Genomic DNA, 24689 nt, shown 5'->3' with positions numbered 1-24689 from the left:
GGATCCGGCCCGCCACTTCATCCCTGCAAGCTACAGGCCGCTACCGGACTGCCCGTGTACACGTTTCCACTTCTTCGTGCTGCGCCGGACCACCACTGAGCGCCGTGGTCCCTGTCCACGTAGGTCCTCCAGCCATCGCTCCTCCATATCGCCTTCTCCCGGCAGTGCGTCGACCCGCATGACCCTCCACGAACCCTCCGGGCTCCAGGAGTCATCCTGGAGTGCTGACCGGACGGTCTCCAGTACCTGCGGCAGTGACTCGAACACCTGGTGCTCCCAGAACCTGCAGACGCGCCATCCCTCCGCCTCAAGCCGGAGCGACTGCCTCCGGTCCCGCTCTACGTTCTCAAGAAGCTTGGAAGACCAGAACTCATTGCGGGTCCGGGGGCGGACATAGTGCTCGGGGCATCCATGCCAGAAACACCCGTCTACGAAGATGGCCACCTTCGCTCCGGCGAAGACCACGTCCGGTCTGCCGTGAGGGGTTCGGGATTGGAGTCGGTAGCGGTGGCCTGCCCGCCAGAGAGCCGAGCGGAGAAGCTGTTCCGGGGAGGTGTCCTTGCCGCGGATCCGCGACATCTGCTCGGAGCGGGTGAGTCCCATGCAGCCCTTCCTCCTGAATCCATACTACTTTGGTGGTAACGCAGGCCCGCATGCGACGGGATTGATGGGAAGGTAGCTTGCCATCCCCCTCCTGAGAACCGGAAGGACAGGGCACAGGGCTTCTTGGGAGGCCCTCGCCTTGGTGCACGCAATGACCCTGACCCTCCAGGTGTAACGGAACCCGGGCCGGCATGGCTGGCCAGTGTGGTGTGCGATTACTCCGTCATGTACGCTGTGCCGTAGGGGTGGCGAATAGTCGGTCGGGGTGACCTCCTTGCAGGAGTATCCGATGTCAGAGACACAGTGGTTCTTTCCTACGACTCAAGGCGGGGAAGAGAGCGGATTGAATGATCCGGGAATCGAATTTTTCCGGAAATCCGGTTCGCTTGCCCGTGAAACCATCCAGAACAGCGGGGATGCTCGAGTCGAATACGGGAAGCCTGTGACCGTGACTTTTGAACTGCTTCAGTTGCCCATGACTCAGGTCCCGGAGGTGGACAGGCTGCGGGCCATCATCGGGGAGTGCCGCGAGTACATGCTCAAACCGTGCAAGACCGAGCGCCAGAAGGACGAAAACGGACGCAAGTGGTTCGAGAAGGCATTGCAGCTTCTTTCCGGATCACACCTGCCCGTTCTCCGCATCCGGGATGAGAACACGACAGGGCTTGAAGGTGGGGAACTGGATGAAGACAAGGCGTGGTTCCGACTCATCAAGAAGCAAGGAAGTGCCTCGATGCACGGCGTTGGCGGTGGCACCTTCGGCATCGGGCAACGCGCACCTTTTGCCTTCTCGGGCCTCCGCACGGTCTTCTACTCCACGCAGACACGCGATGGCAGGCATGCGTTCATCGGCAAGACGATCCTGAGTTCGTTTCGCGAGAAGGGGCAGGTTCATCGGCCGATTGGCTTCTGGGGAGAACAGTCCGGGGGTGTTCCCGGAGTGCGTGCGGTGCGAAACGCCAATGACATCATTGAGCCTTTCCGGCGAACGTCCGTTGGGACGGATCTCTACATCATGGGATTCGATCCCCATGGCTGGAAGGAGTCCATTGCGGACTCCGTGGTTCGCAACTTCTTTGCGGCGATCCAAGGGGGCGGGCTGGTTGTCAGGCTTGTTGCGGATGATGGTGTGCAGGAATTCAATGCCGCGACACTCGAGCAGTCCGTGGACGTTCGTTATCGCCAGGCCTCGAAGGCGGCCACCTCGAAGGCGGCTCAGAAGGAGGTCCGTGACAATTTAGGGGTTACGCGGCATTACCTCAAGGCGCTCTCTGCTCCTGTTCGTGGGAAGCCTTCCTTCTTGCTCCAGCATGCGGACCTGGGAAGTGTCGAGTTGTATGTCACGTTGGATCCAGATGCTCCATCGCGAACGGTCTTCATGCGAAAGCCACGCATCCGCGTCTATGAGCGAACGCAGAACCTGCTTTCGGGGTATGCGGCGGTTCTCCTGTGTGAGGACGCAAAGGGCAATGACCTCCTTGCTCGCATGGAGGACCCCTCGCATTCAGAGTGGAGCAAGGAGCGCCTGCCTGGAGGTGAAGGACTTCCACCGGGAGATAGGCTCCTGACGGACATCTACGCTTTCGTTCGTGAATCACTCAAGAGTCTGGCGCAGCAAGACGCGGCGGTTCCTCAAGATCTTCCCGACCTGGGGCGGTATCTGCCTGAGGACGATGCCATCCGCCCGGGTGTTCGACAAACGGGCACGCGCAGGCGAACCCAGAGCGTTTCCGACCAGGAGAGCGGACGTCCACAACAGGCGCAGGGGCAAAAACGCGCGGTGCCGCGACCGCGTCCGCCACTGCAGCCCCAGGTTTTGTTGATTCCTCTTGAGGCTGATGAGCAGGAGGTCAATGAGGCATTGACGGCGGATCAAGGCAACGGGCCGACGCCAGGGATGCGCTCCGGAGCCAGCCTGGATGAGTCCGCTACAGCAGCAGCCAGCCACGAGCAGGAAGATGGTGCTGGCAGGGGAGGCGTTGGACGAAATGGCACGGAGGGCATTGGGCCCTCCGTCGGTCCATTTGCAGGACCGGTCGGAGGGACTCTTCCTCAGGGGCAGGGAGGAACCCGTGCAGGCCCGGGCCCATTCGGCCCCGAGGGTCCCGGAGCGGTGGAATGGCAGGGGCTCTCCACCGAAGAGGGGCTGCCTGTGCCCCAGCCTGCTGGCGGTCATCCACGGCAGGGCGGACAACAAGCTGCCGGCGGTCCCGGTGAGTCGCCAGGTGGTAGCGGACCAGGCCTTCGTGCTCTGTCCCAGACCCAGGTGACGATGCGTGCGTGGTTCTCGGCGGAAGAGAAAAGCACCCATCTGCTATTGCGTGCCACGCGCCGTGGGCGGGCCACGCTCCGACTGACAGCGTCAGGAGAGGACTCAGACTATGAGCTGAGGGTTGCTTCCGCTGTTGATGTCCGCACGGGAGAGAGCTTCGAATGTGTGGGCGATAGGATCCTTGATGTGACCTTCGAGGCCCGACAGGGAAAGGAACTGCGGCTCGACCTGCGCCCCGCTCGACGTGTGGCGATCCTGGTGGAGGTGGCCCATGGCGCGTAGAGCCCGGCCCACGTCATTTCCTCATCCCGTGGTTGGCATCGGCGATGATTTGAAGGGGGAGGTGCATTGTAATCCACCTGATTTCGATCTCGGGGTCGATACAACCTCGGTGCGTGTAGATGGGCTTGCGGTGACGAACCCATCAATTGCCAGCCTTGTTCGGGATGGAGTCGCCGCATTCACGATTCGCGTCAGTTGCGGTGCGACCTACTACCGGGAGACGTTCCAGTCTCGAAGTGCACAAATTCAGTTCACGCTTCCGTCGTCGACGCTGGTTGGTGATGTAGAAATCCAGGTCCGGGTGTGCTCGCTTCAGCGGCTTGAGCGGTATCATCCCGACCAGCTTCATCCAGACTATGGCGACCGGACGTTTGACATCCAGGTAGGCGATGTCCTGGCACTCGGAGACGATTTCTCGCTGCGCGTTGACAAACAATTTGACCCTCTGGCGGCGGATATCCCTTCGATCATGCGGATTATGAAAGGGAATAACGTCAGCGGACCTTTTGAGGTCGACTTCTGGGGAGAACAGATTGTTGTTTTGCTGCCTGCGGATGCGCACGAACTCTACGGAATCGCCAGTAACAGCTCTCCTGAGTTGATTCATGCTGCTTTGGTGATGCCGGTCTTGTGCGAAGCGATCCGGAAGGTTCGTCAGGTGTCCGATGAGGAAGCGACGATGGTCGAATTGCCCTGGTATCGCAGACTGGAAGCCATGCTTGAGGCGAGGCGTATCAACGACGATGAATCGGCTCTTTCGGCGGCGCAGAAGCTGCTGGACATGCCTCTCTTGAGGTCGTTCAGGAGCATTGTCAGGAAGAGTGAGGAGGATTGATATGCCGCGCATCTATGTGGTTCGAGAGCAGGCGCTCAAGGACATGGAGGCACGGGTCCTCCTTGATGACGGTGGTCAGTGGTACCGCAGGTCTGGGGCTTTTGAATTCACTCCCGAACAACTGCTTGAGTTTCCTCATGACGCCCCGAATGAACCACCGGCGCTTGTCGTCGAGGACTCGCGGCGTGGGCGTGCTGCTGCTGACTTCGAGCATGCTCTTCAGGTCTATGACTGGATTGGTCCCCTGTCGGAGACAGAAGCCCGCGATAGGAGATTGTGGGTATGGGCGGCCCATGGACCGTTCGCGGACTACACGCGTGCCCGGTGGCCGCTTCCGAGCGAGCCCAAGAAGATTCGTAACTCCATCCTGGAGCACTGGTTTGTGCAAGGCGAAGGGCGCGCGTCCCTCCGGCGCCACTCCGTGGCCCGCTTATGGTGGGCGGTCCACCTGACTCGCGCTCCATGGGAGCAGGATGATGCGCTGCTCCCACTTTTGAACGAGGATCCATACGTCTACACGCGACTGCTTCTGGGAAATCAGGACGTTTTCTTCCACACGCTTGAGCGGGAGTTCGGCAGCGATCAGCGCATCCTGATCGCGTTGTTGGAAGTGGTGAGAAGGTCTAAGCGAGCCCAGTCGCCGCTGATCAAATGGCTATCCAAGGAGGTCAACTTGGCCTGTCGCTACCGGGAACTCAATCTTCTGCCCATTGAGGAACTCATTGCCTTGATGGAATCGCTCGAGGCGTTGGAGCGGGAATCATCGGACAAAGGTTGATCCTTCGTCACGTCCCCGTCGGAGGCACGCGCTTCAGCTCCCGCGCGGGAACCCCCGCCACCACGGCCCCGGGGGCCACGTCCTCGATGACGACCGCGTTGGCTCCAATCTTCGCGCCGTCGCCGATGGTCACCGGGCCCTGCACCTTCGCGCCCACGCCGATGAAGACGTCGCGCCCCACTCGGGGCACTCCGTCCACTCCGGGGGCGCCTTCCAGGCTCACGTTCTGGGAGACGAAGCTGTTCTCTCCAATCTCCACCCCCGGCGCGATGATGACGCCGATGCCTCCGTAGCCCAGCTCCACGCTGGGGTGCAGCGCGGCCTTCGTGTCCACGTGGCTGTTGCTCAGCCGGTTGCCCACCGCCGCCACCACGACCGCGAGCCTCGGAGCCTTCAGCGCCTGGAGCCGCTTGGCGGCCCAGTAGAAGCTCAGCGCCGTCGGACCCATCTGCCCACCATCCTTTTCGCTACCGGTGCCCAGCGGAACTTCGAACGCTGCAGGGTCTGCCCCACCAGTGTATCCCGGTAGATGAACAGCCAGTGGTGTTGTCGCACCTCTTGCGTCCACTCGCGCTTGTACGGGGCGTCGTCCCCCAACAGATCCAGTTCCTTCAGCCCCCGCCCGATGCAGTCCTGGACAAGGCTCTCCGTCAGGAGGTGGCTCGGGCTCACTTCAGCCAACGCTTCGTCGTAGCCGGGCTTCATCGCCAGGTAGCGGCTTCCGTACTCCAGCCCGTACTGGAAGGCGATGGGCCTTGAGTCCAATCGCAGGAAATACAATCCCAGCCAGCCACGCTCGGCCGCCACCCGCGCCAGCGCCGTGTAGAACCCCCGACGGTGCTCCGCCTGGCCAATGGCCGTGCCCTGCCGAGCCTTCCAGCCGCTCTGCTCCAGCGCGAACGCCTCCTCCAGCCTCGCCTCCAGTCCCTCCGTTCCGGACACGCGCTCGACCTCCACGCGGCCCTTCTCCTCCAACCTCCGGCGCCTCCTGCGCAGCGGCTTCGCGTTGCTGCGTCCCTTCGTCCAGGCCGCCACCGTGTCGGGCAGCACCAGGTACGGAGACTTCGCGCTCGGCCACGCACCCCAGGGCATTCCCGCCCCACGCGCCGCGTGCATGAGCGCCCACGCCCCGCCGTCCTCCGGCACGTCCGACAGCCGGAGCATGTCCCAGCTCGGGTCGCCCATCAGGTGCGACAGGAAGGCCGCCGCCGCCGCCTTCGGCTCCTCCGCCAGCAGGTCGAAGCGACAGGAGTGCTTGTTCGTCAGCGACAACAACTGCCGCACCGGCACCCCGTACTGGTGCCCCTGCTCCTCCTTGAGCCCCAGCACCGCCACCAGGGCGCCCGCCGCGTCCCTCGCCGTGAGGATGCGCAGCGGTGCTCCCGCGCCGAAGTGTTCCAGCCAGCAGCGCACGAACTCATGCCGGTAGAAGACCTGGTCGTCCACGCGCATCACCAGCGCGTTCCACTCCGCCGCCAGCGCGTCGAAGCCGGCCAGGTCCCGGACCACCTCCACCCGCAGGGGCTCCGTGCGCCCTCCGGGCTTGCGCGGTGCCTGTCTCCAGGCGCGAGGCTCGCTGTCGCAGGGCCTGGATGGAACGCGCTTCCCGAGCGGCGCGTCCGTGATGGGACTTTCCTCCATGAATGTGTCTCCTCGGGTCTCGGGCTCGGGAGGGCTCAGGACAGGGGCTCGCCCGCGTCGTCGGCCGACGCTTCAGGCTTCGGGACGTCTGGCCCCTGCGGCTTCGCGGTCGCGTCGCGCTGCCGCACTGGCCCTTCTCCCTTCGACATCGCGTTGGTCTCCGAGGTGTGGAGGTGGCGCAGCGGCACCGTGACGCTCGTGCCGCGCAGCTCCACCGACTTCGTGAACACGACCTGCGGTTGCAGGGGCTGTGGCGTCTCCGTGACGGGCTGGAGCACGGGCACGTCCGTCGGCACCGGCAGGAGCCGCTTCGGCTGCTGCTTCTTGAGGCCGCGGAAGAGCCAGCCGCCCTTCTGTCGCTCGTACAGCTTGCGCGTCTCCACCGCCGCCCGCGCGTGCGACACGCGGCCCTTCTCCAGGTCCTCCAGCAACATCTCGCTCAGCCTTCGGCGCGTCACGCTGTCCAGGTAGTCGAACACCTTCTCCAGCTTGCGCACCACCGTCTGCGTCGCTCCGCCCACCGCCGTGTGCGTCAGCGCCGACAGCTTCAATTCGTGCCGTTCCCGCGCGCGCTCCGCCAGCTTGCGCAGCCGGTCCGCTTCGTCCGGCGAGTTCGCCTTCTCCACCAGCTTCGGCAGCACCGTGCGCGCCAGCCCCGCGTCCACGAAGCCCGAGTCGTCGAACGTCTCCAGCGACTCCAACGCCCGCCGCGCTTCCACCGACGTGCCCTCCAGCGCCTTCAACGCGGACGTCACCCGGTCCAACGCCATCCAGCGGTACACCCAATCCAGGCCCGTACCCTTGATGTTCTGCGCGCCCATGATGCTCACCTGCATGCCCGGCGCCACGGCGCGGGCACAGGCGTCCACCACCTGGTCGCCCGTCGCCTGCGCGTCGGGCACCGTCACCACCTGCTCCAGGAACATCGCCTTGTAGGCTTCGCGGAACTTCGCGTGGAACGCCTTCACGCGCCCCACCGCATCCGCCGCCGCACCTCGGGGCAGCGCCTGCTTCAGCCGCGCGTGCACCGCCATGCGCGCCAGCAGGTACAGCGCGTGTTCGCGCACCTCGTCCTTCGTCGCCGGGGCCAACACCTCCGGCAGCGGCTGCGCCTGCACGCGGGACACCGGCGCCAGCGCCTCGTCGAGCAGGGCGCCCACTTCGCGCTCCAGCGCGCGGCGCACCTTCTCCACGGCCACATCGTCGCCCGCGCCGGCCAGCGCCTTCTCCACCGCCGCGTTCAGCGCCACCGTGGGCGTCACCTTCAGGCCCGCGCCCGCCGCGTAACGGGCGAACCGGTCCAGGAACGTCTGCGCCGTGGGACGCGGCACCTTCAGCCGCGCCAGCGCCTTCGCGAGGCGCACCTCCGCGCGGCCCGCGCCCTCCGGGGTGGACAGCTCCTCCGCCGCCGCGACCTCCGTGCCCGCCAGGTGCCGGTCCAACGCGTCGCGCACGTACTTCCGCAGGCCCTCCAGGTTCGTGCCGATGAGCACGTGCCGGTCCGCGGGCGCGTCCTCCACCAGGATGCGCGCGAACACCTCCGAACGGGACACTCGGTCCCAGCGGTTGTTGATGACGGTGATGACCGCGCGCTCAGGGTTCGACTCCGGATCCACGTCCCCCAGGCCCGTGCGGGTCCAGTTGTTCATGAAGCCCGTGCGCTCGTTCGCCGAGTGCCCGTTGATGAACGTGAGCAGGCGCCCGCGCACCCGCGTCTGCGGGAAGACCTTCAGCACGCCAATCTCGGGCTGCACATGCTCGGCCATCAGCGCCAGCGCGTACGGGCGCGACACGCCCAGTTGTTCGGCCAGCGTCGCCACCAGCGCCATGTTGCGCGGGTGCTCGCGGTAGGGGAACAGCGCGAGCAGCTCCTCCGGAATCAGCTCCGCCTCCCACCACGCGCTGTGCAGAAGGGTCGTGTCCTTCTCCTGTGCCTTCTGCTTGAACAGCGGCAGGAAGTGGTCCTCCGTCGTCACCACCTTGCCGCCCTTGGGCATGAAGTGGGTGATGACGTTTGCCACGTCCATGCCCGCGGGACCCTGGATGTCCTCATGGTCCGGATAGGCATTGGTCAGCGTGGCGAAGTCGTCCTTCATCCAGTCGTTCTGGAGCAGCTCGACGAAGTTCGGCTGCAATGCCATGCATTCCCAGAGGAACACCTCCGTGCCCAGGCGCGCGCCCAGCTCCACCATGTCCTTCTGCTCCCAGATGGTGGCCTTGTCGTAGGGGCGGAAGATGAAGAACTCGGACGGCCCGGCGCCCGGGGCGCTGTGCACGAACATCGCCTCGGAGCCCGTCGTCTTCGCGAAGACTTCGAAGCCCATGCCGGAGAAGAGCGCGGCCTTCAGCCGCTCCGTGCCCGACTTGCCGCGCGTGCCCCAGCCTCCAATGCACAGCGGAATCTGTTCGCGCGCCTTGCGCACGTTCTGGCGCTTCACATACGTGTCGCCCAGGAACACGGAGAAGAGCGCCGCCGTGAAGAGGCCCAGCGCGGCGATGCCGTTGCCGCCCATGCCCAAGAAGTAGCCTTCATTCTCCAGGATGCGCTCGGTGAGCAGCGCCAGGAACCCGCTCTGCAAGCCCAAGAGCGCGGGCGTGTGCAGCGTCGTGGGCTTCGCCACCGTCTCCGCGGTGTCCTGGAAGAGCGTCGCCAGCGGCGCGGGGACCCTCTGACCCTGGCCGTACGGCGTGAAGCGCACCTGGACGCCCAGGTCCTTCTCCACCTGCTCGACGAAGCGGCGGCGCTCGCGCGGCTCCTCGCCGCCCAGCGAGTCGAGCCGCAGCGTCGCCAGCCTCCGGTAGTCCTTCGTCACCTTGAGGCGGTTGGCCAGCCGGCGCAGGCGCGAGGCGGGCGGCACCAGCACCGTCTCGCCGTGGCTGCTGAACAGGTGCACCTTGCCGTCCTTCGCCAACGGCATGTCCAACAGGTCATCCACCGTGGGCAGGTGACGGCCCCAGCTTCCCTGGCTCGCGACGTGGACGCGCTCGCCGGGGACCAGCGTCTCCGTGATTTCGTCCAGGTGTCCGGGGTGCGCTCGCAGCGTGCCCGGCATCGTGCGCCCGGTGGTGTGCAGGAAGGCCTGACGCTTGTTCGGCGCGGGGCGGCCCAGTTCGTGCCACATGCGCCACATGCGGCGCTGCTGCCGGTCGCCATGCCACAGCGTCAGCATCTGCTTCGAACGCTCCGCGTACAGCCCGTGCCCGTCCTGCGACAGGTCCGCGAGGATGGCGCCCAGCCACTCGGGGCCCTCCGGCATCGCCGGCAGGTTCTCCGGAGGCGGCTCCAGCGGCAGGCGCGTGCGGCCCCCCGGCTGGAGCTTGCTGACACGGTCCGCGAGGAAGGCCGTCCATGCCTGCCGCACCGGGTCCTTCACCCGTCGCAGCACCTGCGCCGCCGCCGCCGCGGCCTCCACCACCGGCCCGGTGCCCGTGGCCTGCGTCGCCAGCGACTCCAACGCGTCCAGCAGGGCCGCGTGCGCGGGACCCAGCCCCGCGGCGCCCAGCGCTTCGGCCAGCGCGGCGGCCCGCTCACACGACACGCGCAACACGAGCGGCGCGGTGTCCTGGCCCAGCACGTCCACCAACACCTGGAGCGCGGGACCCTTCACCTTCGGCGTGGAGATGGCCGCTTCCACCGCGGCCAGCACGGCGGCGGTGCGCACGCGCGGGCTGGGCTCCGACAGCGTCCGCTCCGCCCCGTCCTTCGCGATGGCCGGCACCTTCTCCAGCCCCGCGAGCCTGCGCAGCAGCGGCTGTCCCTCCGGCCGCGTGGCGACGAGCGCGCACAGGCCCATGCGGACGTATTCGCTCGGGTCGTGGTGCGCGACCTCGGTGAGCAGCGTCAGCCGCTGCTCTTCGGCGAGCATCGGCGCGCACTGCTCCAGCACCTGCCGGCGGAAGAGGAAGTCCTTCTCCGACGGCGCCTTCGCGCGCAGCCGCTGGCGCAGCAGCGCGAGGCCCGTCAGCGCATCCACCGTCAGGAGCGCGCGCAGGGCCTCCGCCTGGAAGAAGGGGCTCACGTCCTCCTGGCCCGCGAGGCTCGTCAGCGTGGGCCCCACCTCCGGCAGCGTGCTGGCGACGCCCGGCACCGCTTGCGTGAGCTGCCGGAAGGCCTCCAGCGCGGCGAAGCGGTTCTGCGCCCGGGGCGCGTCCACGGCGCGGTCCAACAACTGCCGCGCGAGCGCGACGGCCGACGGCTGAAGCTCCTGGGGCGTCGTCACGGCGAGGATGCCCGTCAGGGCCCGGAGCGCCGTCTCTTCTTCGATGAGCAGTTTGTGCCGGCGCTTCTCCTGTCGCTCCCGCAGGGCATCGAAGCCCATCCAGCGGTCCAGGGCTCGCAGGTCCTCACGGCGGTCCTTGCGGTCCTTCACCGTGGCCTTCAGGTGGTTGACCAGGACTTCGCGGCGAGCGGCGTCATCCCCCGCCTCGTTGTGCAGGCGGGTGAACTGGATGAGCTCCGCGTGCACGGTGGCCAGCTCCGTCTCCAGCACCTCCAGGGCCACGCCCAGCCACGGGGCCAGGCCGTCCGCCCCGGCGGGCCGGGGGCAGGTCTCCACCAGCCGCTGAGCCAGCGCTCCGGCCGACGCGTGACGCACGCGGCGGTGCAGCGGGGGCAGGGCTTCCAACAGGAGCGTTTCGAGCTGATCGGTCGACAGGTGCATGTCGCGGCCAGAGCTATTCATCGCTTGAGAAACCTGCCCGGACCGCCCGGGTTCCCGTTCGGATCAGGACAGCTCAGGGCTGGAAACGTCGTTCATCCAGCAGCTCCTCGAATTCCTCCTCGGTGGGCGTGACGTCCTGCAACCCACGTCCGCCGGTCCAATCCCACCGCGCTCCCAGTGAAAAGACGTTCTGGAACCCGTACGGGCCGGAGAGGAACGCGCGGTCCTCGGCGTAGAGCATCAGCCGGTTGCCGCCGCGCCCCATCCACACGTTCCAGTCCACGCGCCCCGACACGCGGTGGCGCAGGTAGGCCGTGGAGCGGTGCTCGTCCTGGACGCGCTGCGACGCGCCGTAGCCCAGCTCCGCGCGCGTGCCCCGGAGCTTGCCGCCCAGGAGCCCCGTCCAACTCGCGTAGGCCCCCGCGTTGTCCAGCGTGTAGAGGTTGCCGTTGCTCGTGGCGGACGTGCCCACCGTGGCCACGTGGTCCTGGAACGGCTGCCAGCGCAGGGACAGCCGGGGCGCCAGCCGCTGGGGGTGGTCCTTGCCGTAGAGCCAGTAGACGTTCTGGTCGTAGCGCGTGGCGTCCACCGCGCCACTGCCCTGCATGGACTCCAGCGTCAGGCCCAGGCCCGGGATGACACCCACGTCCGGCGACAGGCGCACGTAGCGGTCCGCCGACACGCGGCCCCGGGCGCTCCAGCGCATCGCGCCGTCGAGCGACTGGGTGAACACCGCGCCCTGCATCGACAGGCGCAGGTCCCCCGGAAGCTGCGTCAGGTACACCGCCGCGGATCCGCCCAGCACGGCACTGCGGTTGAGCGGATAGCGGGCCTCGGGCGTGACGCGCAGCCACGCGCGGCCCGGGGACAGTTCGCGGCGCAGCGACAGCCGCAGCTCCATGCCCGTCTGGAGGGGACGGTTGAGCAGCTCGCCTTCCTCCACGTCCTCGCTGCGGAAGCCCAGCTCCGCGGACAGCATGCCCGGCCCGTACCCCATGTCTTCGGGCGCCATGCCGTCCGGCAGCAGCGCCATGCCCGGCGGCAGCGCCGGCCAGGGCAGGGGCTCCAGCCCGGTGGTGCCCTGGGCCCACGTGGAGGCCGCGAGCGCGCTCGGATCCGCGACGACACCCAATTGCACCTGCACCAGCGCTTCACCTTCGGGAGACTCCAGGCTCACGCGGTGCGGACCGCGCGAGGGGAGCAGCAGCCACGTCTCACCCGCGCGACCCATCGGCTGTGACGCGCCCTTGAGGCCCGGGTCGGCATCCCCCGGCAGGCCCAGGTGCATCAGCGGTCCATCCTCCGCACTGGAGCCGCCCGCGCCGTCTCCAGCGGGCAGGGGCGTGCTGCGCAGGAGCAACTCGCGGCCCGCCGTGGGGGCGAGCGCGTACGCACGCACGCGCAGCGCGGTGGGGCCCAGCACCGTCATCACCACCGGCGCACCCGGACGGCTGCGCAGGAGCGACAGGGGCTGCGGCGCGACCAGCACGCGGGCGTTGGCGGCGCCCTGTTCGGACTCCACGAAGCGCACGAGGCCGGTCTGCTGCGTGTCGGCCCTCGCCAGCACCACTTCCACCTGGTGGCGGCCGGGGATGTCCAGGCGCGTGCCGAGCACGGCCGTCTCGCCTTCCTTCACCTTCAGCTCGCGCACCACGCGGCCGTCCACGCGCAGCGCGAACGAACAGGTGCCGGCGACCTCCACGCCGGGACGGGGCGTCGTGCCGCACAGCACCTCCGCGCCCAGGGGCCGGGGCTGCTTCACCGTCAGGCTCATCACCCGGGACGCGCCCGCGGGCAGCAGCTTCGCTTCGGACAGCTTCCACGGCGGCGCGAGCAGCGCCTTGCGCACGGCCTGCGCCACGTCCTCGTCCTCCGTGCCACCTTCCGACGTGGCCTCCAGCGAGCCCGCGGTCTCCTCGGCGTCGCGCAGCCGTTCCCAACGAGTCCAGCGGCCCGCCGTGAAGCGCATGCGCCGCACGTCCGGATGGTCCGCCCACGCCTGGAGCTGGCCCGCGAGCGCCGCGCCCAGGGGCGCTCCGCCGTCCTTCCACGCCTGGGGCGAGTCCTGAAGCCGCTCCAGCATCCCGAGCGCCTCCAGGCCCACCTGCGGCAGGCCCGTCTCGCGGTACAGCGCCGCCATGGACAGCGCACCCGCCGCGTCCTCACCGGAGGCGGACAGCAGGCGTGCGCGCAGGTAGCGACCCGCGAGGCTCTTGTCGAGCGCCACGGCCGCGAGCGCCGCGTTCGTCTGGCCCTCGCGCGCCTGGGCGCTGGGGGCCGAAAGTTTCGCATCGCCCGTCCCCGGCAGCGCCGCGAAGGCCGGCGACACCAGCGTGGGCTGGGTGATGGCCTGCGTGAAGCGCACCGTGCGCGGGGCCGCCTGCGACAGGCGGTCCATCAGCGCGAGCAGTCGCTTCTGCTGCTCCGGCGTCAGCTTCGCCTGGGCATCCAGCAGCTGGCCCACGTCCGCGCGGGCGAAGCCGTCCTCCTGGAGCGACGAGAGCAGCTCGGCGCGCGCGAGGCGCGGCTCCGCTTCACCGGGCGTGGCGCGCAGCGTGCGCGAGAGCGTCTGGAGCGTTTCGTAGGACGTGCCGGCCTGGGGCTGCGGCGGGGCAGGGGCCTCCGTGGGCGTGGCCACTTCCGCGCGGCGCACCGCCAGCGACACGACGAGCGACGCCTTCGGGTCCTCGGGCTCGAACCACACCTCGCGGGCCTGCGGCGGCAGCGTCACCACCACCGAGACCGGCGCGGATGACGTGCCCCGCGCGCCTTCCAGCGCCAGGTGACGCGGGCTCGCGGCGGAGGGGCGCAGGACGATCCGGCGCGGCGCACCCACGTCGGTGGACATGCGCACCACGAGCGGCTTGCCCGCTGACGCATCCAGCGGACGCAGTTGCACGCGCACGGGTGAGGGCAGCTTCGCGTCCGGCACCCGGAAGCGCACCGGCTTCGTGCCCACCTTCACCGGCCACTGCGTGCGCACGTAGCCGATTTCCGTGGGCGTGCCCTGCGCCTTCATGGGCGCGAGCGAGAGGAAGGCCTGCGTGCCCGCCGCGCCTTCGAGCTTGAGCGCGTGCTCGCCCGGAGGCAGCGCGATTTCGACCGGCTCCAGCGACGTCAGCGGCAGCAGCGGGAAGGCATTGCCGCCCACGCGCAGTACCGGGTTCGTCTTCGTGCCCGGCGGCGTCAGCACATAGGCGCGCAGCAGGGTGGGGGCCTCGGCGAGGCCCGTGGCCTGGACCTGGGCGGTGCCTCCGGCGGCGAGCGGCCACATCGCGCTGCTCGCCATCGACGCATCGGCTTCCACGGCCTGGAGGTCCAGCCACTTCGAGGACTTCACCTCCGTCCCCGCTTCGGTGCTGTCCAGGGACGCGGGCGTCACCTGCGACCAGCGGCTCTCGCGCCACCACGCGGTGCGGTAGCGGCGGCGGATGTCCTCGGACAACGGCTCCGCGCGCCAGGCCAGCTCCAACGCGGCCAGCTCTCGGCTGCGCAGCGGATCTCCCAGCGGCAGACGGGCCACCAGCTCCGACGCCTCGGCGGTCAGGAAGCCCGCTTCCGGCAGCGCGGGCGCGGTGCCCAGCATCGCGTGCGCCGTGTCCGCCTTGCCTTGATCCAACAACTGCTTCGCGGTGAGCAGGCGCAGGTGCCACGCGAGCGGTGAGGCATCCGCGCCCTTGAGCGCCTCCACCGCCGCGTCCGTGTCGCGGTCCCCGATGGCGGCGAGCGCGCGCAGCAGCGGCGACAGGCCCTCCGTCTTCGTCTTCCCGTACGTGCCGCGAGCGAGCTCCGGCATCAGCGCCACCAGCCGTTGGCGCAGCAGGGACGGGCGGGGTGCGGTGTCCGTCTTCACCTGCTCCCACGCCTTCTCCGCGAACTCCGTCCAGTGCGTCTGGTGCGTCATCGCCTCGGACAGCGTGGGCCTGCGCGTGGAGACGCGAGCGCGCAGCATCAGCGGCCCGCCCTTCCAGCTCACGCGGTAGTTGTGCTTGCCCGGAGCCAGCGCCACGCGCATCTCCTCCGCGATGCCCACGCGCTCGCCCGACGCGAGCGTCCGCGCCGTGCGTCCGTCCGGGAGCGCCGCGCCCTCGGGCGCCTCCGCCCACGCGGGCTGCGGGGTGAGCTGCGCCTGCGCGAGCGTGGCGCCCACGCCGTACACCTCCACCGTCGCCGCCTCGGTGTTCGCGTCGGTGCCCAGCACGGAGCGCGCTTCCAGCGACAGCACGGCCGGACCTTCCAGCTCCAGCGCCCAGACGTTGCCCTTCACTTCCGGGCGGTACCAGGGCGAGTCCACGCCCTCCAGCTTCACCTCGGTGCCGGCGGGCCGGGGGCGCTCCACGCGCATCGCCTGCCCCCACAACGGAGACACCAGCGCCCACTCGCGCAGGACCTCCGCCTTGCGCCAGGCGTGCACCGCGTCGCGCAGTGGAGAGTTCGCGGGCTCGTCATGGACAAGCTCCGCCTCCAGCGCCGCGACCACATCCATCCGTGCGCGCGTGCCCGCGTCGAACGCCAGCGTCGGGCGCGGCCCCTGGCCGTCCACCCACTTGAGGAGCGCATCGCGCATCCGCTCCTCGGTCTTCACCGTGGAGGTGGTCGTGGGACGCTCCACCGTGACACGCGCGTTCTTCGTCGCCGTCACCCACCAGATGCTGCCGGCGCCCATCGGCTCCGCGAGGTACCAGCGGCCCGGGCGCTCCGGGATGCCTTCCTCGTCCACGCGCAGCTCGGGCGCGTCCTTGTCCTCCACCAGCGGCACGCGGGTGAAGCGCAGCGCCCCGGCGGGACCGGAGACACGCACGACATCCAGGGGCCCCAGCCACAGCGCCGCGCCCTTCTGGGGCGTGACCTCCACGGCGCCTGAGACCTGGGGCACGCCGTCGGGAACGTAGGGCGCATGGCCGCGCACATCGTCGAGGGCCACCGGACCCCGGACGGCTCTCGGCTGCCAGGACATGCCCTCCTCGCGGCGGGCGATGACGGACGGCGGCTGCGGTGCAGCGGACTGCGCGATGACGGGCAGCGCCGCGAGCGCTCCCACGAGCAGGGTGAAACGGGCGCGGCGTCGAACGGGAAACATCGGCGCTCAGTCCTCCAAGGGTGCGAACAGAATCTGTCCCAGGCGCTCCAATCGCGCCGGGCGGGCCAGCGCTTTGCGCGTACGGGATGACATTTCGAGGTGCAGGAAGAGGGCTTGCGGATACGCCTGGAGCAACCGTGCCTGGGCGTTCTGCGTCCCACCCAGCACCTGCACCCCTTCCGGGAACAGCTTCACGCCGCGTCCCAGGGCTTCATCCAGCGGTGCGGAGACCCGCCGGGCCCACGCTCCGGGGGTGCGCGAGCCGTCGCTCACCACCGCCGTCAGGGTCTCCGAGCGGCCCTTCTGGACCTTCGATTCGCCGAAGCCGTGGAGCTGCACCACGCGCGGTGCGGGCAGGCTTCGCGCGGTCAGGTCCGTCACGGTCTGGAAGAGGTGCTCCGGGTTGTGGGCGACATCCGCCGGGTGCTCCGGGTCTTCGGGCGTCTCGCCGGGCGTGCCGTGGTAGCGGTGCGCGGTGGCGGTCATGAACAGGCGCGGCGCGCGGCCCTCCGGCGGGCAGGAGAAGAGGCCCGCGCCGATGTCCTCCGTCCCGATGTCGAAGTAGGGGTGGGGCACCTGCACCACGTCCTCGGTGGCCTCGCCCGTGCGCACTACGTACGCGCCCGCGCCGTGGTAGCCGTCCGGCCGCTCGCGCAGCACCCAGAAGGTGTCGCGCGGCGTCGTCCATGTCTCCAGGAAGAAGCCCACCGACGCGGCCACGTTCGTCAGCTCCGGCGGCACGTCCTTCTGCTTCGGCGCCGCCGCGAGCAGCGCGGGGATGAGCTTCGCGAAGGCCGCGCGCTCCTCCAACGTCGTGGGATGGAACGTCACGGCGTCCACGCGGGGCCACAGCCCCGAGAAGCGTGCATCCACGCGACAGCCCTTCCGCGCGTTGGGCTCCACGGTCGGATCCTCCTGCGGCACGCGCTCCTGCTTGGGCGCCTTCGCGCTCACGGCGGGCCGGGGCACTTCGAGCTTCTGGGACTTCTGCGCCAGCGCGCCGGCCTCGGGCTCGGTCTTCGCGCTCGGGCTGGAGGCAATCGCATCGGAGGGCTGGGCCGTCTGGGCATCAGCACCGGGCGCGAAGCCCAGCACCGACACGACTCCCGCGGCCACGAACGGGCGCCACGACCCGGTCCTCCGGGACGGCTTCACAGCGCTTCCTCCAACTGCCAGCCGCCCCGGTTCCACTCGCGCGGGGCGGTGTTCTCCAGCGACTGGCCGAAGACGAAGAAGCGCGCCCACATCGGCTCGGGGCCTACCGCCTGGATGCGGACGGTGTGCATGCCCGGCGCGATGTCCTCGCCCAGCGTCACCGGCACCGTGCGCGCGTACCACTTCACGCCCGGGCGGCCCGCGGGCATCGCCGGGTCCCGCTCGGAGGCGGGCAGCACCACGGTGCGCTCGGCGTGGGTGACGTGCGGCACCAGCACGCTGGCGCGGCGCACGGGGTTGCCCCCATCCACCGTGACGGAGAGCCGGGGCCCGGTGGAGGCTTCCGCCACCGGCGTGTAGACGACGATGTTGAGCGTGACGGAGCCAGGGCCCGTCTTGCGCACCGGCACGCGCAGCCCGCTGGTGCCCACCGGATACACCGTGCGCGAACGCAGCCCGCTGCCCGCCACGGGCGGCCGGTTGAGCATCGCCGACAGGCCGGGCGCGGACGAGCGCAGCAACACCTCATGTTCGCCGGGCGGCAGGGGCGGCAGCAGTTCGCGCGAACGCGTGGAGCGCACGGTGAAGCGGTGCAGGGGCTCGCCGTCGAGCAGCACCTCCACCTCGTTGCCCAGCGCCGCCGCGTCCTTCAACGACAGGCGCACTTCCGGACGGGTGGGCGTGCGCGCGTCGAACTGCGCCCGCACCGCGCGGCCCGGCTCCAGGATGGTGGACAGCGCGCGCACCACGTCCGCCGTATCCGGATCCGCGGACTCCAGGACCTCCACCACGGAAGGCGAGCCATACGGGCGCACCACCACCGCGTCACCGGAAGGCGGCAGCGCTTCGTCGTCCGGGCCCACGGGCTCCAGGCGCACCTGGCTGAGCAGCTCCATGCGCGCTCCGCCCTGCATCAGCGCGGTCAGGTTGGCCGGCCGCATCGGGTGCCACGAGCGTTGATCCAGCGGCGCGTTGCGCCAGCGCACGCCCGTGAGCGCCGTCTCGGTGTAGGGCGCCACGGGCGCGAGCGCCTGGTCCCCGGGCAGGAAGCTGTAGAGCTGCACGATGGTGGAGCGCGGGGCTTCCACGCGCAGCTTGCGCGCACCCGCCGGAAGGAAGAGCCGCGCGCTCGCCACCTGCGAAACCCAGGCGGGCAGGTCCGTCACTTCTCCGGAGCCCGAGGAGCCCGCGAAGCCCGCGTCCGAAGTCACCTTCGCCACGGGAGCGCACGGCAGCGCGCCCCCGGGCAGCGCCACCAGGTCCGCGCTCTCGAACGGCGCGGGCTCCGTGGTGGCATCCAGCGCGGCCTGCCCCAGCGGCTGATCCTGCGCATCCAGCACCGTGAGGCTCAGGTGCAGCGGCTCCCGCGACGGCGCACGGTCCAGCGAGCGTGCGTCGATGCGCACCAGTCGTCCCGCCGCGTCCATACGCGGATCGATGTCCAGCTCCAGCACCGGACACGTGGGGCCGGTGGCGAACGCCTCCGTGCGGCGCGTGTCCGGCAGGAAGGCGACGTGGCCATCCGCCGCGGCGCCCGGCGCGGGACGCGGCCCGGCGGGCATCAGCCACGATTCGAACGGGCCCTCCACCGTGTAGCGCAGGTCCTCCTTGCCCTCGTTGCGCACCGTGACGGTGTGCACGCCCGGGGGCAGCTCCAGCGGATGCGACATGGGCGAGCCCGCCACGGGGCCCGGCAGCTCCAGCGTGTGCACGAGCCCGTCCTGCGACAGCGTCTTCACCGTCACGGAGCCATGCGGCTGCGGGTGCGCGTCCGTCGCGTCGCTCCACAGCCACAGCACCGGCTTCGCGGGCCCGGTGACGTTGAGCGCCACGGCGCGTCCCGCCTCCAGCCGCTCCTGCACGGACTCGGTGGCCTCCACCAGCGGCAGCCGGTACGGGGTGCGGTAGACGGGCTCAATCTGGTAGTCGGTGCCCGCTTCGCCCTCCGCGTTGAGCCGCTCCCAGTGCTCCTCCGTGAGCCAGCGGCGCGTGTCCTGGGACAGCTTCTCGAAGGGCTCGAAGGTGGCGCGGCCGGCGCGGACCTCGGCGCGGGCCTGCGCGAGCTTCTGCGACGCGAGCAGCGGCAGCGTGCGGTGCGCTCGGACGTACACGCGGGCCAGCAGCGTGCCGTGCGTGCCCGCGGGCCGCAGGTACAGCACGGAATGCTCCGGCCGCTCCGGCAGGCGCAGCACGAACTCGCGCTCGTCCGTCACCTGCGCGGTGGCGCTGGTGGTGAAGGCGCTCTCCTCCAGGAAGGTGCCGTCCTCCTGGGGCTGGCCCTTGCTCTGGCGCGTGCGCGTGAAGATGGAGCGCTCCAGCACGATGCCGGCCGGGGCGCGCAGGATGGCCTGGAGGCCGTACTGGTACTGCTTCTCCGGCGCGTAGGGCGTGCCTTCGGGCAGCATCTCGTGCGTGACGATGAGCAGCTCCTCCGCTTCGGAGGGAACCCGCACGCGCATCTCCTTGCCCGGCTCCAGGCGGTAGAAGATGAGGCGCTCGGCGTTGACGAATTTCGCGTCGCGCCGGGCGGTGGGGGTGTCGTTGTTGCCCAGGACGGCGAGGCTCGCGCCCCAGATGAGCGCCAGGCCCACCACCAGTCCGAGGAGCGCCAGGAGCGCCCGGCCGCGGTTCTTCATCGACGTGCCTCTTCGCGGGAGACTTCCCCGGTCAACACCACCGGTCGGCGGTGCCGCAGCGCCACGTCCACCGCGCTCGCGAGCCCCGCGTCACCGGCGGTCAGCTCCGCGCGCTCGAGCGGCGACGGGTGCTGCTGAAGGAAATAGATGGCGCGCAGCACCTGCTGTCCCTGCCGCGCCTCCACCAGGAGGAAGGGCAGGCCGTGCTCGGCGCTGAAGCCAGACTTCACCTGCCGGGACACATTGCCCACGCGCTTCGTCTGGGACAGCGCGCGCAGGTCGTGCACGTTCTGCTGGGCCACGTAGCGCTCCGCGCTGGCGGTGAGCTCCGCGAAGTGTTCCTTCAGCGCGGCCGACACCGGCTGCGAGGGCGCCACCAGCCGGTCCGCCAGCAACGCGCGCTCCGGTGACTCGCGGGACTCCTCGGGCGTCAGGCCGGTGAGGGCCAGCTCCTCGGTCGCGAGCCGGGGACCCACGAAGGCGCCGCGCAGCGGTTCGGACAGCCACAGCGTCGCGAGCTTCGCTCCGCCGAAGGTGCGCGAGAACACCTGCTGGGGGCTCGCGTCATTGAGGCCCGTCAGCTCCGGAGCGCCGTCGTTGTAGCGCACGCGCTGGCCCAGCCAGCCCAGCGGGCCCGAAGCGGACAGCAGGCGCTCCAGCTCCGCCGGCCGCTGCGCCGGGGTGAGCACCGGGTTGCCCACGTCCACCAGCACGTCCGCGTTCACGGAAGGCCGGCCGGAGAACCCGCGCAGGGTCAGCACCTGCCCGTGCTCCTTCGTCAGCGCGCGGTGCACCGCCTGGTGGAAGGCCTGGAACGCGGTGCGCAGCTCCCCGAATGTCGCGGGGTGGGGCGCTTCGTCGGAGGAGGTGGCGAACACCAGCGCGGTGGCGCCGGCCTCGTGCCACAGCTCCGCGGCCACCGGCAGCGTGCCCGCTTCGCGCAGCGGCGACGGCACCTCCAGCGCGAGCGGTGAGCCGCCCTGCCGCACCAGCAGCCCCGCGCCCAGCCGGCCCGTCGTTCCTTCCGCGTCCGTCACCCACCAGCAGTCCTTCGCCTGGGCGCAGTCCGTCACCGGGTGCACCCGCAGGCCGAGCAGCGTCGCCATGGCCCCGGCCCAGCGCGCCCGCATCTCCACGGGCACGCCCGCCGTCCCACCGCCCAGGAGGAGCGCGGCCACCTGCTGCTCCAGCACCAGCAATTCTGAATCCGAGGGCCGCACCGTCGGCGTGCGCGCCACTTCCGGCGTCACCATCAGGACGCCCAGCGCGTCGCGCTCCGTCATCGGCGCGGCCAGCGCGGGCGCCTGGGAGAGCACCAGCGACGCGAGGTCCGCGGGCCCCGCGCGCAGCACGCTCAGTCGCTCCTCGCCCCAGGTGTCCCCGGGCTCCGGCGGCGCGGCGGGCGTCACCTTCGCGTCGGGCCACAGCGCGGCCAGGGACTCCGGCACCGTGCCCTCCCGGGTGTGCAGCACGACCTGGCCCGGCTTCAGCGACGCATCCACGCGCACCTGCACCCGCTCACGCGAGGACAGCGCTTCGTGGGCGTGGCGCAGCGGCGTCTCCGACTGCGACAGCGCGTCGCCCAGCACCAGCCCCGCGCGGCGTGAATCCACGCCGCTCACGATGATGGCGCGGCAGTGCACGCGTTCACACAGGAGCGCGGCCGCCTCGGCGCTCGGCGCTTCGGTGAGGGGACGCGGAACCTCCAGCACCGGCCCCTTCGCGCCGGGCACCAGCAGGGACGTGTCCCAGCCCGCCTTGCCCTCGCCGTCCACGCGCTCCACCAGCGCGAAGCGCGCGGGAACACCTTCCACCTCCGGCAACTCGCGAAGCTCCAGGCCCAGCGACACCGCCTGTGTGCGCAGCGCGGTCATCCCCTCCATGCGACCCGTCTCCAGCCACGTGTCCACGTGGTTCCAGAGCGCGGAGTACGTGCGCAGGTCGCCATGCTTCAGGCGCAGCGACACGCCGCCCGCGTCACTCTCGCGCGCGGTGGCGCGGCCCATCGCCATCAGGCCCAGCGGCGTCTGGTCCAGGCCCAGTCCGGGCGCCTGTTCCCTCGGCGCTTGCGCGGTGAGCGCGGTGGCCGGACGCGGTTCGATGAGCGACAGGCCGAAGCCCGCGAGGCTGCCGATGAGGAAGCCCGCAAGCGACGTGTGCAGCGTGGCCAGCAGCACGCGCGCCACCACCTGCTTCTGGAGAATCTTCACCGCCAGCAGCGTGGGCACCAGGTAGCCGAAGCCGAACAGGTCCGTCACCTTGAGGCCCGGAATGCGGCCGCCCATGGCCCAGCCGATGATCCACTTCACGCCGAAGCCCAGACAGAACACGAGCACCGTCTTGCGCGGGCCCTCCAGGTTGAGCGTGCGCAACCCCGGCACCGACAGCACCGCCTTGGCGGCCACCACCAGCAGCAGCACCTCCGCCAGCGTGGCGACGAGCTTCAGGGGCTCCAGCCACGTGAGCGCGAGCAGCGCGGGCACGAGGATGCCGTTGAAGTCCCAGCCGTACTTGAGGTTGAAGCGCGCGGCGAGGAACGCCGTCGTCAGCAGGATGATGTAGGCCTTGGGGCTGGACAGGAAGTCCTGCGCCACGTCCTCGTACATCAGCTCCAGGCTGCTGAAGGACAGGTTGGTCGCGGGCAGCAGCACGAAGCGCAGGAGCGCGTACGTGAGCGCCACCGGCACGCCCACCTGCCACAGCCCGCGGCGCACCTTCAGCTTCCAGAGCGCGTTCGCGGTGAGCGGCACCAGCACCAGACCGATGCTGTGCAGGCTGCGGTCCACGATGAAGGACGTGCCCCAGCGGTCATCCATCCACCGGCCGAGCACGGGCAGGAGCCACGTCTCGCTCACCGCGCGCACCATCACGCTGGCGAGCACGATGGAGAAGAAGCGGTCGCGGCCGAAGAACTCGCTCCACGCTCCCGTGCGGCTCAGTCCGCTGGAGAGCGCCAACGCCAGCCCGTACGTGAGCAGCGATTCGGCGACCACCGTCGCACCCGCCTCCGGATGGATGACGAACACCGACGCCAGATAGCCGGGAACGACGAGGCCCACGAAGACCCACCCGAGCGTCTCCGTGAGGAGCGCCAGGATGAGCACACCGACGAGCACCGCCACGAGAATGGAGGTGTCGAGGGAGTAAGCCGGAAACAATGTCAGGGTCGAAAAGAGCGCCATGGTGGCTGCGCTCGAATCTAGGGAGGCAGTTGGCTCCGACCAGGGTTGCACTTCTCACGGCATGAGAAGCGTTTGCTGCTCAACCCCTGATCCGACCCGCAAGTCGCGCGGACTGCCCACGCCCCGACATTGGCTCGGTCACAGTGTCCCCAGGTCCAAGGAGACGCCCTTGGAACCGGCCCGAGACTTCACCCCGAGCCCCGCATCTGGCACGCAGGGTGCGTGCAGAAAGGATGTCAGCTCAAGGACACGGGGCCGCGGAGGCCACGGCCTGACAGCCCAGGCCGGAGCCGGTGAGGCTGCACGGCACGGTGTCCGCGAGCGCCTGGATCACCGCCTTGGAGGAGGCGCCGGTGCCACGCAGGGTGACGGACTGCTCCAGGTGGAGGAAGCGGTCCGACGCGGCGGTGGCCTCGGCGTAGCACGCGTCGGCGGCGCCGTTGTCGATGCGGCCCTGCACGTTGCTGGTGCCGCACAGCGTGCGGTGCTTGCCTGAGTCATCGGGCGCGTTGCAGGAGAAGGCCCGCTTGGTGCCCACCAGGTGCGTGTTGAGTGCGTCGCGGAAGCGCACGGAGAGGGAGTCGGGGCGCTGCACGCTGGTGCCGTCGCTCACCACGGCGGCTTCGAGGCCCTCGCTGGAGTCCATGCCGTGCACGCTGACCGCGACCGCGTCCGGATAGGTGTCGCGCAGCGCGCGGTGGGCGGCGGTGAAGAAGGTGTTGCCGTAGTGCGCGGCGTCGGAGATGCGCAGGCCCTTGGTGCCGCACACGCTGGTGGTGCCGCTGCACGGGCTGGCGGTGGTGACGGCGCAGCGGTTGCTGCCGGTGAGCAGCAGTGCGCGGGCCCCCAGCGTCACCAACTGCGTGGCTGTCTGGCGCAGCGTGCCCTCGTCGGAGTCCGCGTGCGGCGCCTCCAGCCAGAGGTCTCGCGCGGGCGAAAGGTTGAGGATGAAGGTGCCGCCGCCCCGGGTGAGCAGGCCCTGCTCGCGCACCACCAGCCACGCGGCGCCGTCCTGGTTGCGGAAGGTGGCCACGCCGAAGCCCAGCTTGCCCAGGTCCTGCACCACCTGCGCGGTGGGCCCTTCCGTGAGCAGCGCGCGGAAGGCGCCTTCGAAGGCGGTGAGGTCCGTGCCGCCCGGCTCCTTGAAACCCCCGCTGAGCGCCGGGCTGATGGACGCGCCCAGAAGCCACGTCGACAGGTCCCCCTGGAGGGTGGCCAGGCCGCTGAGCGGTGCGCACACGCTCGGAGAGGGAGCAGGCGCGACGGTGACGGGAGTTCCGGTCTCCGTTGTGGGCGTCTGAGCGAGCGGCGTCTGCTCAACAGGTGCGCTCGGGTCTTCAGTGGGTGTTTCCACCGGAGCCTGACCCACGTCCTCGACCGGGGCCGAGGGCGACGCGGGCGTCTGCACGACGCTGCCAGGGGATTCCGCCGAGGGCGCCTCGGACACGGCACCGGTCGGACCGGCGACGGCACTGCTGCAGGCGGCTGCGAGCAGCAGGAGGCAGAGGAGGGACGCGCGCAGGAGGGGCTGGGACATGGCCCGTCCCGAACACCACCGCTTGCG

At 69.9% G+C, this 24689-nt stretch carries 12 protein-coding genes; 3 read left to right on the top strand and 9 right to left on the bottom strand.

The window, feature by feature from the left end; all coding sequences use genetic code 11:
* Window positions 1-30 precede the first annotated feature (30 nt).
* Window positions 31-603: a very short patch repair endonuclease gene (locus OV208_RS14840; protein WP_267574480.1), complete on the bottom strand. Its 573-nt coding sequence runs from the start codon at window positions 601-603 to the stop codon at window positions 31-33.
* 289 nt (window positions 604-892) lie between these two features.
* On the opposite strand from OV208_RS14840, the gene OV208_RS14835 reads away from it, so the two are divergent.
* The 3 genes from OV208_RS14835 to OV208_RS14825 are packed head-to-tail and all read left to right on the top strand — an operon-like array spanning window position 893 to window position 4770.
* Window positions 893-3157 (top strand): hypothetical protein, encoded by a 2265-nt coding sequence (locus OV208_RS14835; protein WP_267574479.1) that lies wholly within the window; start codon window positions 893-895, stop codon window positions 3155-3157.
* A complete protein-coding gene (locus OV208_RS14830) occupies window positions 3147-3992 on the top strand; it encodes a hypothetical protein (RefSeq protein ID WP_267574478.1) in 846 nt (281 codons plus the stop codon). Before OV208_RS14835 ends, OV208_RS14830 begins: the two co-directional genes overlap by 11 nt.
* Before the next feature lies 1 nt (window position 3993).
* Window positions 3994-4770 carry a DUF6339 family protein gene (locus OV208_RS14825; RefSeq protein ID WP_267574477.1) on the top strand — a complete coding sequence of 259 codons (777 nt, stop codon included), beginning with the start codon at window positions 3994-3996 and terminating at the stop codon, window positions 4768-4770.
* A gap of 7 nt (window positions 4771-4777) precedes the next feature.
* Here the strand turns inward: OV208_RS14825 and OV208_RS14820 are convergent, their stop codons facing one another.
* From OV208_RS14820 to OV208_RS14785, 8 genes are all read right to left on the bottom strand, one after another.
* A complete protein-coding gene (locus OV208_RS14820) occupies window positions 4778-5218 on the bottom strand; it encodes a serine O-acetyltransferase (protein ID WP_267574476.1) in 441 nt (146 codons plus the stop codon).
* Window positions 5200-6411 (bottom strand): GNAT family N-acetyltransferase, encoded by a 1212-nt coding sequence (locus OV208_RS14815; protein WP_267574475.1) that lies wholly within the window; start codon window positions 6409-6411, stop codon window positions 5200-5202. The genes OV208_RS14820 and OV208_RS14815 overlap by 19 nt, the downstream gene beginning before the upstream one ends.
* Window positions 6412-6446: 35 nt before the next feature.
* A complete protein-coding gene (locus OV208_RS14810; RefSeq protein WP_267574474.1) occupies window positions 6447-11072 on the bottom strand; it encodes a hypothetical protein in 4626 nt (1541 codons plus the stop codon).
* 73 nt (window positions 11073-11145) lie between these two features.
* Window positions 11146-16152: a hypothetical protein gene (locus OV208_RS14805; RefSeq protein WP_267574473.1), complete on the bottom strand. Its 5007-nt coding sequence runs from the start codon at window positions 16150-16152 to the stop codon at window positions 11146-11148.
* A gap of 6 nt (window positions 16153-16158) precedes the next feature.
* Window positions 16159-17268 (bottom strand): hypothetical protein, encoded by a 1110-nt coding sequence (locus OV208_RS14800; protein ID WP_267574472.1) that lies wholly within the window; start codon window positions 17266-17268, stop codon window positions 16159-16161.
* A gap of 35 nt (window positions 17269-17303) precedes the next feature.
* Window positions 17304-19943 carry a hypothetical protein gene (locus OV208_RS14795; protein WP_267574471.1) on the bottom strand — a complete coding sequence of 880 codons (2640 nt, stop codon included), beginning with the start codon at window positions 19941-19943 and terminating at the stop codon, window positions 17304-17306.
* Complete coding sequence (locus OV208_RS14790; RefSeq protein ID WP_267574470.1) at window positions 19940-23125, bottom strand: poly-gamma-glutamate biosynthesis protein PgsC/CapC; 3186 nt, start codon at window positions 23123-23125, stop codon at window positions 19940-19942. Before OV208_RS14790 ends, OV208_RS14795 begins: the two co-directional genes overlap by 4 nt.
* Before the next feature lie 241 nt (window positions 23126-23366).
* Window positions 23367-24662 (bottom strand): hypothetical protein, encoded by a 1296-nt coding sequence (locus tag OV208_RS14785; RefSeq protein WP_267574469.1) that lies wholly within the window; start codon window positions 24660-24662, stop codon window positions 23367-23369.
* Window positions 24663-24689 lie beyond the last annotated feature (27 nt).

The sequence above is a fragment of the Corallococcus sp. bb12-1 genome, from assembly GCF_026626765.1.
GTDB lineage: Bacteria > Myxococcota > Myxococcia > Myxococcales > Myxococcaceae > Corallococcus > Corallococcus terminator.
The sequence above is the reverse complement of the archived record's forward strand: the minus strand, read 5'-3'. Positions and strand labels throughout refer to the sequence as shown.